The sequence below is a fragment of the Armatimonadota bacterium genome (assembly GCA_037138755.1).
GTDB lineage: Bacteria > Armatimonadota > Fimbriimonadia > Fimbriimonadales > Fimbriimonadaceae > Fimbriimonas.
Genome location: JBAXHT010000003.1, coordinates 176,781 through 191,231, shown reverse-complemented (window position 1 = coordinate 191,231; position 14,451 = coordinate 176,781). Strand labels below are relative to the sequence as shown.

The 14,451-nt window shown below is 53.4% G+C and carries 18 protein-coding genes; 9 read left to right on the top strand and 9 right to left on the bottom strand.

The genetic code is table 11. From position 1 onward, the window contains the following. Window positions 1-12: 12 nt before the first annotated feature. Genes WCK51_13240 through obgE form a run of 4 tightly spaced genes read right to left on the bottom strand, consistent with a single transcriptional unit; the run spans window position 13 to window position 3,073 of the window. Window positions 13-879 (bottom strand): hypothetical protein, encoded by an 867-nt coding sequence (locus tag WCK51_13240; protein MEI7577852.1) that lies wholly within the window; start codon window positions 877-879, stop codon window positions 13-15. 6 nt (window positions 880-885) lie between these two features. Then, window positions 886-1,227 (bottom strand): ribosome silencing factor, encoded by a 342-nt coding sequence (rsfS, locus tag WCK51_13235; GenBank protein ID MEI7577851.1) that lies wholly within the window; start codon window positions 1,225-1,227, stop codon window positions 886-888. After that, window positions 1,224-1,811 carry a nicotinate-nucleotide adenylyltransferase gene (gene nadD, locus WCK51_13230; GenBank protein MEI7577850.1) on the bottom strand — a complete coding sequence of 196 codons (588 nt, stop codon included), beginning with the start codon at window positions 1,809-1,811 and terminating at the stop codon, window positions 1,224-1,226. Before nadD ends, rsfS begins: the two co-directional genes overlap by 4 nt. Further along, on the bottom strand, window positions 1,808-3,073 hold the full coding sequence (obgE, locus tag WCK51_13225) for a GTPase ObgE (GenBank protein ID MEI7577849.1): 1,266 nt from the start codon (window positions 3,071-3,073) through the stop codon (window positions 1,808-1,810). The genes nadD and obgE overlap by 4 nt, the downstream gene beginning before the upstream one ends. Window positions 3,074-3,138: 65 nt before the next feature. Here obgE and rfbB point away from each other — a divergent pair, with 65 nt between their 5' ends. The 4 genes from rfbB to WCK51_13205 all read left to right on the top strand — a co-directional run bounded on the left by rfbB (window position 3,139) and on the right by WCK51_13205 (window position 7,046). Then, window positions 3,139-4,170 carry a dTDP-glucose 4,6-dehydratase gene (gene rfbB, locus WCK51_13220; GenBank protein ID MEI7577848.1) on the top strand — a complete coding sequence of 344 codons (1,032 nt, stop codon included), beginning with the start codon at window positions 3,139-3,141 and terminating at the stop codon, window positions 4,168-4,170. Then, window positions 4,167-5,051: a glucose-1-phosphate thymidylyltransferase RfbA gene (gene rfbA / locus WCK51_13215; GenBank protein ID MEI7577847.1), complete on the top strand. Its 885-nt coding sequence runs from the start codon at window positions 4,167-4,169 to the stop codon at window positions 5,049-5,051. Before rfbB ends, rfbA begins: the two co-directional genes overlap by 4 nt. A gap of 402 nt (window positions 5,052-5,453) precedes the next feature. Beyond that, a complete protein-coding gene (locus WCK51_13210; protein MEI7577846.1) occupies window positions 5,454-6,314 on the top strand; it encodes a hypothetical protein in 861 nt (286 codons plus the stop codon). A gap of 126 nt (window positions 6,315-6,440) precedes the next feature. Beyond that, window positions 6,441-7,046 carry a hypothetical protein gene (locus tag WCK51_13205; GenBank protein ID MEI7577845.1) on the top strand — a complete coding sequence of 202 codons (606 nt, stop codon included), beginning with the start codon at window positions 6,441-6,443 and terminating at the stop codon, window positions 7,044-7,046. Window positions 7,047-7,082: 36 nt separating this feature from the next. Here WCK51_13205 and WCK51_13200 read toward each other — a convergent pair whose 3' ends face one another. Beyond that, window positions 7,083-7,262 (bottom strand): hypothetical protein, encoded by a 180-nt coding sequence (locus WCK51_13200; protein ID MEI7577844.1) that lies wholly within the window; start codon window positions 7,260-7,262, stop codon window positions 7,083-7,085. A 109-nt stretch (window positions 7,263-7,371) separates the two neighbouring features. On the opposite strand from WCK51_13200, the gene ffh reads away from it, so the two are divergent. From ffh to WCK51_13175, 5 genes are all read left to right on the top strand, one after another. After that, entirely contained in the window at window positions 7,372-8,703 is a 1,332-nt protein-coding gene (ffh, locus tag WCK51_13195; GenBank protein ID MEI7577843.1) for a signal recognition particle protein, read from the top strand. Window positions 8,704-8,718: 15 nt separating this feature from the next. Further along, window positions 8,719-9,069 carry a 30S ribosomal protein S16 gene (rpsP, locus tag WCK51_13190; GenBank protein MEI7577842.1) on the top strand — a complete coding sequence of 117 codons (351 nt, stop codon included), beginning with the start codon at window positions 8,719-8,721 and terminating at the stop codon, window positions 9,067-9,069. 3 nt (window positions 9,070-9,072) lie between these two features. Further along, window positions 9,073-9,312 (top strand): KH domain-containing protein, encoded by a 240-nt coding sequence (locus WCK51_13185; GenBank protein ID MEI7577841.1) that lies wholly within the window; start codon window positions 9,073-9,075, stop codon window positions 9,310-9,312. Window positions 9,313-9,378: 66 nt separating this feature from the next. Next, on the top strand, window positions 9,379-9,867 hold the full coding sequence (rimM, locus tag WCK51_13180) for a ribosome maturation factor RimM (protein MEI7577840.1): 489 nt from the start codon (window positions 9,379-9,381) through the stop codon (window positions 9,865-9,867). Between the two features lie 12 nt (window positions 9,868-9,879). Further along, a complete protein-coding gene (locus tag WCK51_13175) occupies window positions 9,880-11,256 on the top strand; it encodes a glycosyltransferase family 4 protein (protein MEI7577839.1) in 1,377 nt (458 codons plus the stop codon). A 75-nt stretch (window positions 11,257-11,331) separates the two neighbouring features. On the opposite strand, the gene WCK51_13170 is transcribed toward WCK51_13175, so the two are convergent. The 4 genes from WCK51_13170 to WCK51_13155 are packed head-to-tail and all read right to left on the bottom strand — an operon-like array spanning window position 11,332 to window position 14,410. Further along, window positions 11,332-11,895: an HDIG domain-containing metalloprotein gene (locus WCK51_13170; protein ID MEI7577838.1), complete on the bottom strand. Its 564-nt coding sequence runs from the start codon at window positions 11,893-11,895 to the stop codon at window positions 11,332-11,334. Further along, window positions 11,885-12,187, bottom strand: coding sequence for a hypothetical protein (locus tag WCK51_13165; GenBank protein ID MEI7577837.1), 303 nt, complete (start codon window positions 12,185-12,187; stop codon window positions 11,885-11,887). The genes WCK51_13170 and WCK51_13165 overlap by 11 nt, the downstream gene beginning before the upstream one ends. Further along, window positions 12,166-14,169 carry a ferrous iron transport protein B gene (feoB, locus tag WCK51_13160; GenBank protein ID MEI7577836.1) on the bottom strand — a complete coding sequence of 668 codons (2,004 nt, stop codon included), beginning with the start codon at window positions 14,167-14,169 and terminating at the stop codon, window positions 12,166-12,168. Before feoB ends, WCK51_13165 begins: the two co-directional genes overlap by 22 nt. Window positions 14,170-14,182: 13 nt before the next feature. Further along, entirely contained in the window at window positions 14,183-14,410 is a 228-nt protein-coding gene (locus tag WCK51_13155; GenBank protein MEI7577835.1) for a FeoA family protein, read from the bottom strand. Between the last annotated feature and the right edge of the window lie 41 nt (window positions 14,411-14,451).

The window sequence follows — 14,451 nt, the reverse complement described above, 5'->3', positions numbered from 1 at the left end:
TTTCGCTCGGGTTTACTCGAACGGCAAGTCCACAGGTGGCTTTGGACGGTTCGGGGGTTCTCGTCGACTGCCACCCCGTTTCGCAATGGCAGCGACCTCGAAAAGCGCAATCATGTAGGTCATGACAGCAACGAAACCCAAAACGATCATGGGCATCGAGAAATTGAACTGTCGGGCCCCGCCGCCGCGATCGGATTCATTCTTCACCAGGATGAGAAGCGGAATCAGAGAGAAGAGCCAAAAGCAAAGGTAGGCAATCCCCTTGACCGTTTGGCCGATGAATATGTGTCCAGACCCGGGAAGGAACAGTGACGCAAAGGTGGCGGCGGTCGGTGAAGCTGTAATGTCGCCTTCGCCGATGAAGGGAGAATCCGATAATCCAGCCCGGAGTTGAGATTCGATCGAACCCGCATAAGCAGCCTTCAGGCTCGCCTGGGCAAGTTTTTCCTCGATCGATTTGCTCTTCGGGGCGATCTTTCGGGCTTTCTTCAGCACGGGTACCGCGGAGACGAAGTCCCTGGCGGCCATCAGTTGATCAGCTTTAAGTTCCAAAACGTCCGGGTGATTTGGTGATGCTTTCTCCAAAGTAGCCAACGCTTCGCGAAGGGCAGGCTTTCGCTCGGCTGAAAAGTGCGCGCGGGCGGCGCGGATCAGTTTCTCGAGCTCGTCAGGCGCCAGCTCCAGTTCAGGTTCAGTTTCTGCCGTCTCCTGTTCTTTCGCTTCCTCGACTTTTTGAATGGCCTCGACAAGCTGGGCTTCTATAGCGTCCTTTTTGAACTTAAGAGCTTCAACAATGTCGCTGTCCGAGGAAGCCGAGATCTTCGCCCCGAGTCGGGCGATTTCGGCTTTCAGTTCAGCAACGTGTGCGCTCGGATCCATGGAGAATTACACCAAGTCTGTGTTTACCTGAGCGGAGGCCCAGAGAGATTCCAGGTCGTAAAACTGCCGTTGTTCTTCTTTCATGACGTGAAAAACGACGTCGCCGTAGTCCTGAAGAATCCAGCCGCTCCGTTCTCCTTCGCTTCTCAGGGGCTTAATCTTGTGCTCTACCAGCTTCTCAGCAACTCGGTCGGCGATCGCGTCCACGTGTCGATCCGACGTTCCCGAGCAGACTAGGAAGTAGTCTGCGATGGAGGTCTTTGCGCGTACGTCAAGCACTTCGATGCGCTCGGCTTTCATGTCGTCTGCCGCATTGCGGATCAGTTCTAGGGTTTCTTGTGATGTCATTTGTACAACTTGTTCTTCTTAATATAGTCGACGATCTCGGGAGTTGTGAGGCTTCCGATGGGCATTCCGCGCTGAACTTTGAGGCGAATGTCCGTACTGCTTGCGTCGATCAGGGGCATTTCGATGATGTCGACTCTTTCTTTAACATAGTCTTCCAGTCCCAATAAAACTTCTTCTTGAACGATTGGTGCCCTGGCCGCAACCGCCAATCGGCATTGTCGGAGGATGCGTTGGGGGTTCTTCCACTCGCCAAATCCTTTGAGGGCATCGGCGCCCATGATGAACCAGTATTCGCCTGGATAAACCATCTGGAGTTCCCCAAGCGTGTCCACCGTGTAGCTGAGTCCCCCTCGAGTGATCTCCATGTCACTAACCATGATCTTCGGGTTCTGCTTGGCGAGCAAGCTCACCATTTCCATACGTTGCTGAGGCGTGGCACCCGCGCGACCCTTCTTGAATGGGTTCTTGTTTGCAGGCAAAACAATGACTTCATCAAGTTCAAGCTCTTCGAGAGCGGACTCGATTAGCCTCAAATGCCCCAAGTGTGGAGGATCAAACGTCCCGCCTAAAATGCCAATTCTCATGATTCGTCAATGTAGGAGAACTCAAAATCGCCGATCACGACGGTGTCGCCTTCCTCAGCTCCGCACAGCCGGAGCTTCTCCAGAACTCCAATTCTTTCGAGGCGACGCTGCATGTAGCGAACCGCGTCCTTTCGCTCGAGATCGGTCATGGCAACCATACGTTCCAATCGTTTTCCAACGACTCGGTAGCAATCTTCCTCTTCAATGATCTCCCAATGATCTTCGCCTTGCTTCTCGAGTGCGGGCATGAACACCGGAATCTCGCTCTCTGGCAGAGCCTCTTCTACAACGTCCGTCATGGCGTTCAGAAGATCCGTCAACCCTCGGTTCGTGAATCCCGATATCGGGAAGATCTGATGACCAAACTTTTCGAACTTCTCAACTGTTTCAGCGATGGACTCCGCCGGAACCATGTCGATCTTGTTGAGCGCAATGAGTCGTGGGCGAGCCGCGATCTCTTCACTGTATTTTTCTAGTTCTCGTTCGATGAGCTCGTAGTTCGCTACGGGATCACTTTCGTCGATTGGAAGGATGTCGACCACGTGGACCAGCACGCGAGTACGTTCAACGTGCTTGAGGAACTGGTGACCAAGGCCAATCCCTTCTGAGGCCCCTTCGATTAGACCTGGCATGTCAGCCACGGTAAAAGTGGTATCGCGGAAGCTGACGACGCCGAGGTTTGGCACGATCGTCGTGAACGGATAGTCTGCGATCTTGGGCTTCGCCGCACTAATGGAGCTAATCAAAGTCGACTTCCCGGCATTCGGTAGCCCGATTAAGGCGACATCGGCAAGAAGCTTTAGTTCGAGCTTTACCTTGACCTTCTCCGCTGGACCCCCCTTCTCGGCAAAATTTGGCGCCTGGCGCACCGAATTAACGTAGTGCATATTGCCGTGCCCACCGCGCCCGCCTTTGGCGACGATGTACTTCATGCCGTGCTTGGTGAGGTCAACCAGCAGCTCGCCTGTCTCGACGTTCGTCACCACGGTTCCTACCGGAAGCTTGATGATGATGTCCTTGGCGTTCTTACCCCGCTTGTTGCCTAGGCCGTGAACGCCGCTCTCGGCCTCATGGTGATCCATGAGCTTGAAGTCATATAGCGTTCGCTTTCCGCGCTCGGCGATGAGAATGACATCTCCACCGCGTCCGCCATCAGCACCATTCGGACCGCCACGCGGTACGTGCTTTTCGGTATGGAATGCAACCGCTCCGCTGCCCCCTTTTCCCGAGGTGAACTCTACAATGGCCTCGTCAAGGAACATAATAAGTAGTTTACCGGTTTAGGTTCATGCGGCATAAACCGACGATTTATGGGGATTTCCAATTTATGAAGTATCTGGTCACGGGCGGGGCGGGGTTTATCGGCTCAAATTTTTTGGTCAAGTACGTCGCAGAGCGACCAAACGATCACTTCCATAGCATCGACAAGCTATCGTACGCAAGCAATATGGCCTCACTTAGTCCGATCGATGCATCGCCGAACTACCAGTTCTCAAGACTGGATCTCGTCGACTTTGCCGCCACGATGGAGTTAGTCACTGAGTACGCACCGGATGTCATCATCCACTTCGCCGCCGAATCCCATGTTGATCGATCCATCACCGGGCCAGCCGAGTTCATTCAATCCAACATCGTCGGCACCTTTAACCTTCTGGAGGCCGCAAAGCAGAAAGGAGTCTTCCGCTTCCACCACGTCTCCACCGACGAGGTCTATGGCTCGCTAGGAGAAGAAGGCTTCTTTGTCGAGACCACCTCTTACGATCCGTCATCCCCTTATTCAGCTTCAAAAGCAGCTTCTGACCACTTGGTTCGGGCGTACAACCGAACGTATAAGCTCCCCGTCACGATCACGAATTGCTCGAACAACTACGGCCCACGTCAATTCCCTGAAAAGCTTGTTCCGCTCATGATTCTGAACTGCCTAGAAGGGAAGCCCTTGCCCGTGTACGGTCAAGGACTCAACACTCGTGATTGGCTCTACGTGGACGATCACAACTCGGCGATCATGGCGGTCGTGGACCGAGGAAGGGAAGGGGAGACCTACAACATTGGCGGCAACGCTGAGCAGAAGAATATTGACGTTGTCAAAACCATCTGCCGGCTTATGGGAGAAGAAACGGGGAAGGGCGATCTTTCTCATCTGATCACGTATGTCGCTGACCGCCCTGGGCACGATTGGCGTTACGCGATCGACGCCTCAAAACTTCGGGACGAGCTCGGATGGGAGCCAACCGAGACCTTCGACACCGGTATCCGCAAGACAATTCAGTGGTACCTAGAGAATGATTCATGGGTCGCGGACGTGAAGTCCGGTGATTATCAGAAATGGCTTGAGACAAACTACGCGGGGCGAAACTGATGGCGCGAAAAGGCATCATTCTCGCCGGTGGTTCGGGAACCCGTTTGTATCCAGTAACTCTCGGGACAAGCAAACAGCTCTGCCCAATCTACAACAAGCCGATGATCTATTATCCGCTCAGCGTTCTCATGCTGGCCGGAGTCAAAGAGATTTTGATCATCACCACACCCGAGGATCAGGCGGCATTCCAGCGCCTGCTGGGGGACGGGTCTCAATGGGGAATTTCTCTTCAATTCACCGTTCAACCGTCGCCAGATGGGCTGGCGCAGGCCTTCCATATTGGTGCCTCCTTCGTCGGCGAGGACCCCGCTGTGCTAGTGCTTGGGGACAACATCTTCTTTGGTCACGATTTAGAGTTGCTTCTTAAGAACGCAGATCAGCGGGAGGTTGGAGCGACTGTTTTCGCTTATCCGGTCAGGGACGCGTCCATTTATGGCGTTGTCGAGTTTGACGAAAACGGAAAAGCAATTGGACTCGAAGAGAAACCCAAGGCGCCCAAATCCAATTTTGCGGTGACGGGGCTGTACTTTTATGACAACTCGGTCATCGCCAAGGCTCGGGACCTCAAGCCGTCGGCCAGGGGCGAGTTGGAGATTACTGATCTCAACCGGTTGTTCCTCGAAGAGGGTTCGATGAGCGTTGAGGTCATGGGCCGAGGGTACGCCTGGCTTGACACTGGCTCGCACGAGTCGATGCTGCAAGCATCTCAGTTTGTCGAATCTGTTGAGCAACGCCAGGGGCTGATGGTGTGTTGTCCAGAGGAAATCGCGTTCCGTCGAGGCTGGATTTCCGCACAGCACCTCACCGAGATTAGCAGACCGCTTCAAAAGACGCACTACGGCCAGTATTTGTTGGCTCTGGCTGAAAAGCGAATTCGATAGCCCAGCAGATGCTGGAACTCGGAACAGGAAATGCATACTCTGTTCCGATTCAACATAAAGAGTCATAATAATGATTATCGGAACGTATGCATATCCTTCTGCTTCGGCTTGAGATGTATAGTGCTTCCTATGAAATGTAGCGCAGTTCTAGTTTGCTTTTGTTTGGCTACAAGTGTGTTTGCTCAGCAAAAAATCACCATTGGAGGTGGCCAAGAATCTTATCAACCACCATTGATCTTGAGGCAATTCAAGCTGGTTCAGGTTCAGCCAGCCAGCGAGAGTACAGGTGTTGCTGCGGTTGTGATCCATTCAAGTTTGTTGAAGGGACCCCTAGTTGACAATCGAACCAAAGAGAGTGCTCCATTAAACATCCTCGACGCGAAGTTCTGGAAAGCGTCGACTTTGTCGAAATCGATTCCAGTGGTTGCAGTTAAATTCGATGAGCCATCTGAGCAGCTGATCATCTACCTGGGTAAGGCAGTCGAGGAGGTTCCTAGACTCGAATTTGGAGGGCAAGAGGTCTACAAGGGCGGCATCACATACGGAGACTCTGTGGGCACCCAAGGGCCATCTTCATTCACTCTTCTAGGATTTCAGCCCGCAGCTCAACTTACTGACGGCTCTACCGGTGGCGTCTACCAGATCGGTCTGAACATGCCCCTCAATTCGAAATTGAGGCTCAATGGCGTGCTGTCGACGAATATGAAAGACAAGCAGGCGAACGTCGGTTTGGATTTCTTTCCGGCGAAAAACGTTAAACTTCAGGCCGCGAGCAGTCAACTTGGAACCTCGCAAATGCTAACGGCCGGATACGAGAAGACGAGTTTCTTCGGGCCGGAGTATCCGTTTAACTACAAGGGGGAAGTCTCGCCGCGCTTTAGCTCTACGAGCGGGATCTACTTCACCCGGCAACTTCGGGTGGACTCCAACACCACGGGCGGAGCCGATCCCGGTTCAGGCATCTACGGAGCAGCAGGTATCAACATTCCTGTGGCTTTTGATGCGTCGGGGTTCACGAAGTTCAATCTTGGTTTGAACCTCTACTACTTCCCTTCTTCAACAGCTAACCAGTTCGGCACGAGGCAGTTTGAACCCGCCTTTGACATTGGAGGCTTTATTCCGTTGCAGCGACCGACTCTGCTAAAGAACGGAAGTTGGTCGGACGGAATGTGGCTGAAACTTGGCTTAATCCAGGGCGTTCAGCCCGGTAACGCATTTGGCAAAGTCAGCGGATTTAGATTCGACATCGTGAAGAGCTTTTGAGGTCGGGCATGCAGTCCTTTCGAGTTCGAGTTCGAGTTCAAGTTCAAAGGTCTCGTTCACAGAAAGCAATGAATCAGTACCCTGCGATATCGAAGTAAGTCGTCTGGCTGCGTAGAAGTTGAATAGATGATCACGCTCAACGATATTCCCAAGATCGACAACTTGGAGCGACCCGAGATTGAGATTGTATACGTGAACGCCAACGTCGAGTCGTCTGGAGTCTTTACGATTGTAAAGCCGCTCAGTTCACGAACACGGGACGTGATCGGCCCAGGTTTCTCCGGCATCGATCTCTTCTCGCCGGCCCGTTTTTCACTTAGAGGGGAACGAACTCAATGGAAGCTCGGATTCAGCTACAAAGTACGCGACTTACAAGAGGAACCGATTAACTTGTTTGACCTCGACAGGTCTGAGTTCTTTTCCTACTCACTGGGTCTCGAGTGGACTCAATCGATTGGTAGCCCATATCGCCTAAGACAATCTGAATCGAAAGTTTTCGCGACAAAGAAGCCTCTAGTTCCTTTCATTGCTTTCGGAATCCAGCACAACACTTATAAGATTTTTGGGAGCAATTTGAGCAGTGGCTATTCTTCGCAAGGGATGTCTTACTCGAGCATGATCGGCTTCGAGAACACTAACCGGGCGCGTTTTGGAATCCGCTGGAGCGTCCATCCAAATTCTGGACCCCTGAGTTTCTCTTCGCTGGCGTTTGAATTCGGCGGAATACTCTAAGATACAGGATTAGCGCTTGAAGCTATTTCAGAAGAATCAGCTAGCCTTCTGATAAGTCTCGAGCTTCAACTGCAAGCTTTTAGTTGCCTCATCGCAGGCATCAACCCAGCTTTTGCCGAGTTCGCAAGTTTCTGTGGCGCGCAGCTTCTTTGCAAGCGCATAAGCAAGGGCGCCGGTTGCGGCGACACCTAGCATCCAAAAAGTGGCTTTCTTCATTTCTACATTCTCCGTGGCCATATTGAGCGTCCCTTCTTCTTTGAAGCCAACACTGTATTATTCGTTCCAAAGAACCTGAACGTTTCAGCGTCGGTACACTCTTAACTATATGTTTGACAACTTAACGCGAAGACTTTCGGGTGTTTTTGCCGGTTTGCGCGGAAAAGGCAAACTTAGCGAGGACGACGTCAACGAAATGCTCCGCGAAGTACGAGTTGCTCTACTCGAAGCGGACGTCAATTTTGGCGTCGCCAAGCAGTTCATGGCCAGGGTTAAAGAGAAGGCCGTTGGCGAAGAACTCTTCTCATCACTAAACGCCGACCAGACGATTATCAAGATCGTTAAAGACGAACTTGAGGAGATGCTTGGCGGTGAAGCCGTCAAGTTCAACTGGGGATCTGCGCCGCCGACCGTTATTCTCATGTGCGGCCTTCAGGGTTCGGGAAAAACCACTACCACCGCCAAGCTAGCCAAATGGCTGCTTGAGCAGGGAAAAAAGCCTATGCTCGCCGCTTGCGATATTGCCCGCCCTGCGGCGATCAAGCAGCTAGAAGTTCTCGGCGAGTCCGTGGGGGTTCCGGTATTCACCAAGATGGACGGCACGAAGCCTCCGGTGATCGCTGCCGAGGCGCTTGCGAAGTGTAAATATCTCTTCAATGATGTTTTGATTGTCGACACAGCCGGACGGACCACCATCGACGGCGAGCTCATGGACGAACTGGAAGCCATCTACAAGGCCGTAAACCCCCACGAATCGTTCCTAGTCCTGGACGCCACTACCGGTCAAGAAGCGGTCAGTGTTGCCGAGGCGTTCCATGCCCGGGTCAACATCACCGGTGCAATCTTCACCAAGCTCGACGGTGACACCCGTGGCGGTGCCATCTTAAGCGTCCGCCAAGCGACCGGCGTACCTGTTAGATTTACTGGTGTCGGTGAGCAGGTCGAAGCTCTCGAACTCTTCCACCCCGACCGAATGGCCCAGCGAATCCTCGGCATGGGCGATGTGCTTGGGCTCATTGAGAAGGTCGAAAAAGCATTCGACGCCAACGACATGGCGTCGATGGAGCAAGGCTTCGGAAAGGGCCAAATGGACTTCAACATGATGCTCCAGAGCTTCACCATGATGAAGAAGATGGGGTCGATGAAATCGATGCTCAAGCTCATCCCCGGCCTCGCCGCTTCCCTGCCCGAGGACGCGATGGAGCACATCAACGACAAGCAGATTAACCGCACCGAAGCGATCATCCTGAGCATGACGAGCAAAGAGCGAGGAAACCCGGATATAATAAACGGTTCGCGAAGGAAACGCATTGCTGCGGGTTCGGGTACGTCGGTCGAAGAGGTCAACCACTTGATCAAACAGATGTACGAAATGCGTCGAGGCATGAAACAAATGTCCAAGATGCAGAGCCGGATGAGCAAGCTCCAACGCCGACGCTAAAACCAAACTGGAACCATGGTAAAAATTCGACTTCAAAGACTCGGAAACAAAGGACGCCCATTCTATCGCGTGGTTGTCACTAAGTGTGAAGCAGGCCGCAACTCGGCTTTCGTTGAGAACATCGGCATCTACAATCCGATCTCTCAGCCAAAGGAAATCCGCATCGACGAGGAGCGCGCTCTGCACTGGCTCCGAGTTGGTGCAGTGCCTACCGAAACCGCCGCTTATCTGCTGAACAAGATGGAGATTCTTCCAAAGTTCCTCGAAGAGCGACCTTCGCAGAAGCCGAAGTACAAGTTCCTGGACAAGCGCACCGCTGCCATCAGCAAAAAGACCGCCGTCGAAGCCGCTCCTGCTGCTGAGTAATTTATGAGCTACTCCCCTTTCGTAGAAGAGCTCGTCAAGCAAATGGTTTCTGAGCCAGATAGCGTTGAAGTCGACGAAGTACTGGAAGGCAACACGCGAACTTTCAACGTTCGAGTTGCACAAGAAGACGTAGGCAAAGTTATCGGTAAGAGCGGACGAGTCATCTCCGCCATCCGGCAAGTCGTTTCTGCGATTGCTAGCAAGAGCAAAGAAAAGGCATACGTTAAAATCGTCACCGAGTAATGGTTTTGTACGTGGTTCCAAAGCCCAGGTTGTCGCAACCTGGGCTTTTCCGTTTCGGAGTCCCGTATGCCTGAAGAACGAGTCAGGATCGGGCAAATCGTCGGTGCCTTCGGCCTCAAGGGCCAAGTTAAGGTCGAAGCCCTCACCAACTTCGAGAGCCGCTTCGAGAAAGGCAATACCGTCTTCATTGATGACAAGCCATACGTCATCCAGAAGTTTCAGATCCACAAAAACCGCCCTCTGATCACCCTCCAAGGAGTCGATCATATCAACCAGGCCGAAGCTCTTCAATGGAAGTACATGGAAGCGGAAGGCGAGCCTGAACTTGAAGATGATGAGTTCCTTATTGAAGATTTGATTGGGTTACGAGTCATCACCGAAGAAGGCGAAGAACTGGGCACGGTCACCGACATTGAGGACTACCCCGCCCACCAAATCGTCCTCGTCGGCGACATCATGATTCCGCTTGTCGACGAGTTCATCATCGAAATCGATTTGGACGAGGAAATTATGCGCGTGAAGCTGATTTACGGCATGCGCCCCGGCGAAGATTGATAAACTAGCGGCATGCGTGTGATGATGCTCTCCTGGGAATACCCACCTCGAATCGTAGGGGGGATTAGCCCGCACGTGCATGAACTCTCGCAGGAGCTGGTGAAGAAGGACATCGAAGTCCACGTCATCACGAAATCCACCCCCAAAGCTCCAGATGAGGAGATTGAGGAGAGCGGGGTTCACGTTCACCGCGTTCACCTCGACGACGAACCCAAAGACTTCGTCCACGAGATCCAGCTCTTAAACAAGGCCACCGACCGAAGGGTGCGAACGATGCTTGAAGACTGGCGCCCGGGTGGACAGCCGACCGTTTTCCATGCCCACGACTGGCTCTCGCTTGACGCCGCGAGGAACCTGAAGTACGAATACAAGCTCCCCATCATCGCCACTCTTCACGCTACCGAGTGGGGGCGTCATGGCGGAATTTTCAGCGACATCAGCAAGTACATCGCCGAGCAGGAGTATTGGCTGACGTACGAAGCCTGGCGGCTCATCGTCTGCTCTGAGTTCATGAAGGGCGAGGCGGTTCGTCTTTTCAACACCCCGGCGGATAAGGTGGATGTGATCTTCAATGGGGTGGACTCAGCAAAGTTTGAATTCGACTGGACCGAAGCCGAGCGACTGGAGACTCGTCGCAAGTACGCAAAGGACGACGAAAAGATCGTGATCTACGTCGGACGCTTTGTGCGCGAGAAAGGAATCCAAGTGCTTCTAAATGCGGTTCATGCAGTGCTCGCCGAGCAGCCAACCACCAAGTTCCTCATTGTTGGCGGAGGAGTTCGAGACAAATTCGAGAGTTTCACTCGCTGGGCCGGGCTTGGTGACAGCGTCAAGTTCACTGGATTCATGTCCGGTCGTCAGCTCCACGAGCTCTACCGTTGCGCCGATGTCGCCGTCTTCCCTTCTCTCTACGAGCCGTTCGGAATTGTGGCCCTTGAGGGCATGGCTGCCGGAGTTCCGGTCGTTTCTTCCGATGCCGGTGGGCTCAAGGAGATCGTACAGCATGGGGTAACCGGAACAACGAGCTTTGCCAACGACCCGGCCTCCTTAGCGTGGGGTATCCGTCAAGCTCTAGGAGATGCGGCTCACACCCGAGAGATGGCCGCCAAGGCGAAAGAACGGCTCCAAACCGACTTCCACTGGGCGAATCTGGCTGATCAGACAATTGCTGTTTACGACCGCGTTTGGCGCGAGTTTCTCGACAGCTACTGGGCCGCCAACACCGTCTGGCCCGTCTCGCCAGGTGCCGAAGAGCGATACCAGCAGATGGCACTTCGAGAGAAGGCAGAGGCAGTTCAAGCTGTGGCAAGGCCGATGCCGAGGCATACGATCACCACGACTCCGGAAGCCGAGGAAGAGGACGTTATCGCTCAGATGATCGAGCCGTAAGGGGTTCTGGAGTGCGCGAGCTTGCTCGCGCTTTCAGTCAGCCGAGCTTGCTCGGCGTGTAGCTTCGGGAGTTTCTTAACCGAGGAATACCCGCTCCAAAACATCCCGATAACTCTCCACCGCCGGAACAGCTAGCCCAACCACCTTCGCCTCATCATCCCACCGCCGAACCTGAATCGCGGTTTCGAAGTTCGGCTCACTCCGCTCAAACTCGGCAACTTCCTCGTCCGAAAAAGGACCGCCCTGCAAGCGCAAGCTCTCAACGGACGCCGCCGAGAGTCCCTCCAGATAACCCGGATCAGCAGCAGTCAGATACCTCTTAGCCGCCACATGAAGTCTTACACAATCAATGACAACCTGCGGAAACTTCCCCTCCAGCCAGGACGCACCGACATCCTCGTGCTTGCCATCAACTCCATGCTCGGCAATATCCTCGCCCAGTCCGTGCATCAAATGCCCGATATCGTGAAGCAAAGCCCCCGCAATCACCTCATCAGCCGCGCCAGCCTGACGTGCCAGATGTGCCGCTTGCAACGCATGCTCCGTCTCTGTAACCTGCTCGCCAAAGTAAAGCGAACCTCCATGATTGTTAAAGAGATCAAAGATCTGCTCGATCACCGACATATCGCTAGTTTCCATTGGTTTCGTTAACAGAGTGTAAAGCCTCGGTCGGTTCAGGAGCAACCTCATTCACCGTCACCCGAAACTGCCGCTCGATCCAAACGATTTTATAGATCAACCAAATCAGAATGATCCCTAGAGTGCAGACCAGAATTTGGTTCCTTGGAGTAATTCCCGCAGGTGCCACAAGGGAAACCATCATCCCGATAACGATGAGCGGAGCCACAAGAGGAGTCTTTGGTTCCTGGAACACGGGCTCCGGATTCGTTTCCCGAGGGTAGTTCGACTTTAAATCCGGCTTCCGATCCATTGCACAACCCAGGCTCCAATATACGCGAGAACGGTCATGTAGGTGAACATGAACAGTGGCCACTTGCGTGAGTTTGTCTCGCGCCGGACTACTGCCAGAGTTGACAAACATTGTGCGCACAGCGCAAAGAACACCATCAGCCCAATCGAAGTTGGCAGCGTGAAAAGGGGGCGTCCGTCGGGCCACTTCGCCTCCTTAATTTTTTCCCCTAGCTTCGCTTCTGCCTCATCTCCAGAACCCAACGAGAAAAGTATTCCCAACGACGGCACGACCGTCTCCCTCGCCGGAAACGCGCTAAGAATCGCGGTCGAAATTCGCCAGTCAAACCCAAGTGGTGCAAAAGCCGGCTCCACCGCCTTTCCGACTCGCCCCATCAAGGAATACTCTAACTGTGCAACCGCAGCCTCATTCTCCGGAAGCCTAGACTCCGCTTTGCGAGGGAAGTAGGAAGCCGCCCAAATGATCACTGACATTACGACAATCGTCGTTCCTGCCGTTGTCAAAAAGACCTTCCCTCTGTTCATCATCCCCAGGAAAACATCCTTCCATCGAGGCATCTGATACGGCGGGAGCTCGAGCATAAACGGCAATCGCTTCCCTTTCAACACTCCTCGGTTCAAGAGGAATACGACCGGAATTGCTACGATCAACCCCAAGAGATGCATCGCAAACAGCGCGAATCCGGCCCAGAAAGCACCGTACTGAGGTTCGATGAATGACCCGATGATGAGCATGTAAACCGGAAGCCGCGCAGAGCAAGACATCAGTGGAGCGACCAGAATCGTGGCTAAGCGCGCCTTAGGGTCAGGCATCACTCTCGCTGCCATCACCCCAGGAATTGCGCAGGCAAAGGAAGACAGCAACGGAATAAACGCGCGCCCGTTGAGCCCACACCACCCCAGCAATCGATCCATTAAAAAGGCCGCGCGAGCTAAGTATCCGGTGCCTTCGAGCATGGCGATAAAGAAGAAGAGGATCAAAATTTGTGGCAAGAAAACGACGACTCCGCCCACCCCGGCGATAAGGCCATCAACAATAAAACTCTGCAGTACCGGGATGGTCTCAAGTCGAGGCGAAATCGCCGCCCCGAGCCAGCCAAACCCGGCTTCAATCGCATCCATAAACGGTTGCGACAGCGTGTAGATCGAGAAGAAGACGCAGTACATGACTGCCGTAAACACGATCAGTCCAAACACTCGATGTGTCAAGACCTTGTCGATTCGGTCCGTCAGAGTGAGTTCCCTTTTCGGAGCCGCCTGTACGATCGCTTCGCGTTGGACTTGTGCGGTCCAGGCATATCGCGCGGAGGGGTCCGTAAACGCCGCATTTTCAGCCGCTTCTTTCGCTTTATCCCATGCAGGTCGAAGCTCGGCGAACGGGACGATCATCGTCGAAGCGTCATTCAAAACTTCCGAACGTAAATCGCCTATTGAATGATCATAACCCCTTCGAGCAAGTTCGATTTGAAGTTCTCGAAGAGCGCCGATGTCGGACAGCAGCGTTGGCTCGGAGGGTGAAGTCAAAGCTGCTTCGATGGCCGCCAGAAGTTCCTTCACACCTTTTTCTTTGTGTCCAACCATCGGAACGACGGGGCAACCAAGAAGACGCCGAAGGCGATCCAGCTTAAGAATCGATCCCGCCGCCTCAACTCGGTCAGTCATCGTCAATGCGACAACAACCGGTCGCCATAGCTCGGCAATCTGCGAATACAGATAGAGGTTTCGCTCCAGATTGGAGGCATCGATGACGCAGACGATCAGGTCGGTTGCTTCCCCAAGAACTTGAACTGCGACTGCCTCATCTTCGGAAGCGGGGGTCAGAGAATAGAGCCCCGGAACATCAATGAACTCACAATCAAACGACCCCACCTTGCGGGTCGCGGAAACTCGCTCGACGGTGACACCAGCATAGTTCCCTACTTTCTGTCGGGAACCTGTCAATGAGTTAAAAAGTGTGGTTTTACCCGCGTTGGGGTTGCCCACAAAGGCAATTCGCTTAGAAGACTTCGACGCCAAAACCGGTCATTTCCTGCTTGCGAAGGCACAACCGATAGCCTCGAAGGTCGATTTCGATTGGGTCGCCCAGAGGAGCAACTTTGATGACTTTGAACTCGGTGTCTTTGACAAGTCCCATTTCCATCAGCCGTCGGTGGTCGTCTCCGATCGACGGAACTTGTACGATCCTAGCGGACATTCCCTTCTTGAGTTCTGCAAACGTCATCATGAGCCTTGCTTCTTTAATCTACCCTAAATAGTATAGTTTCC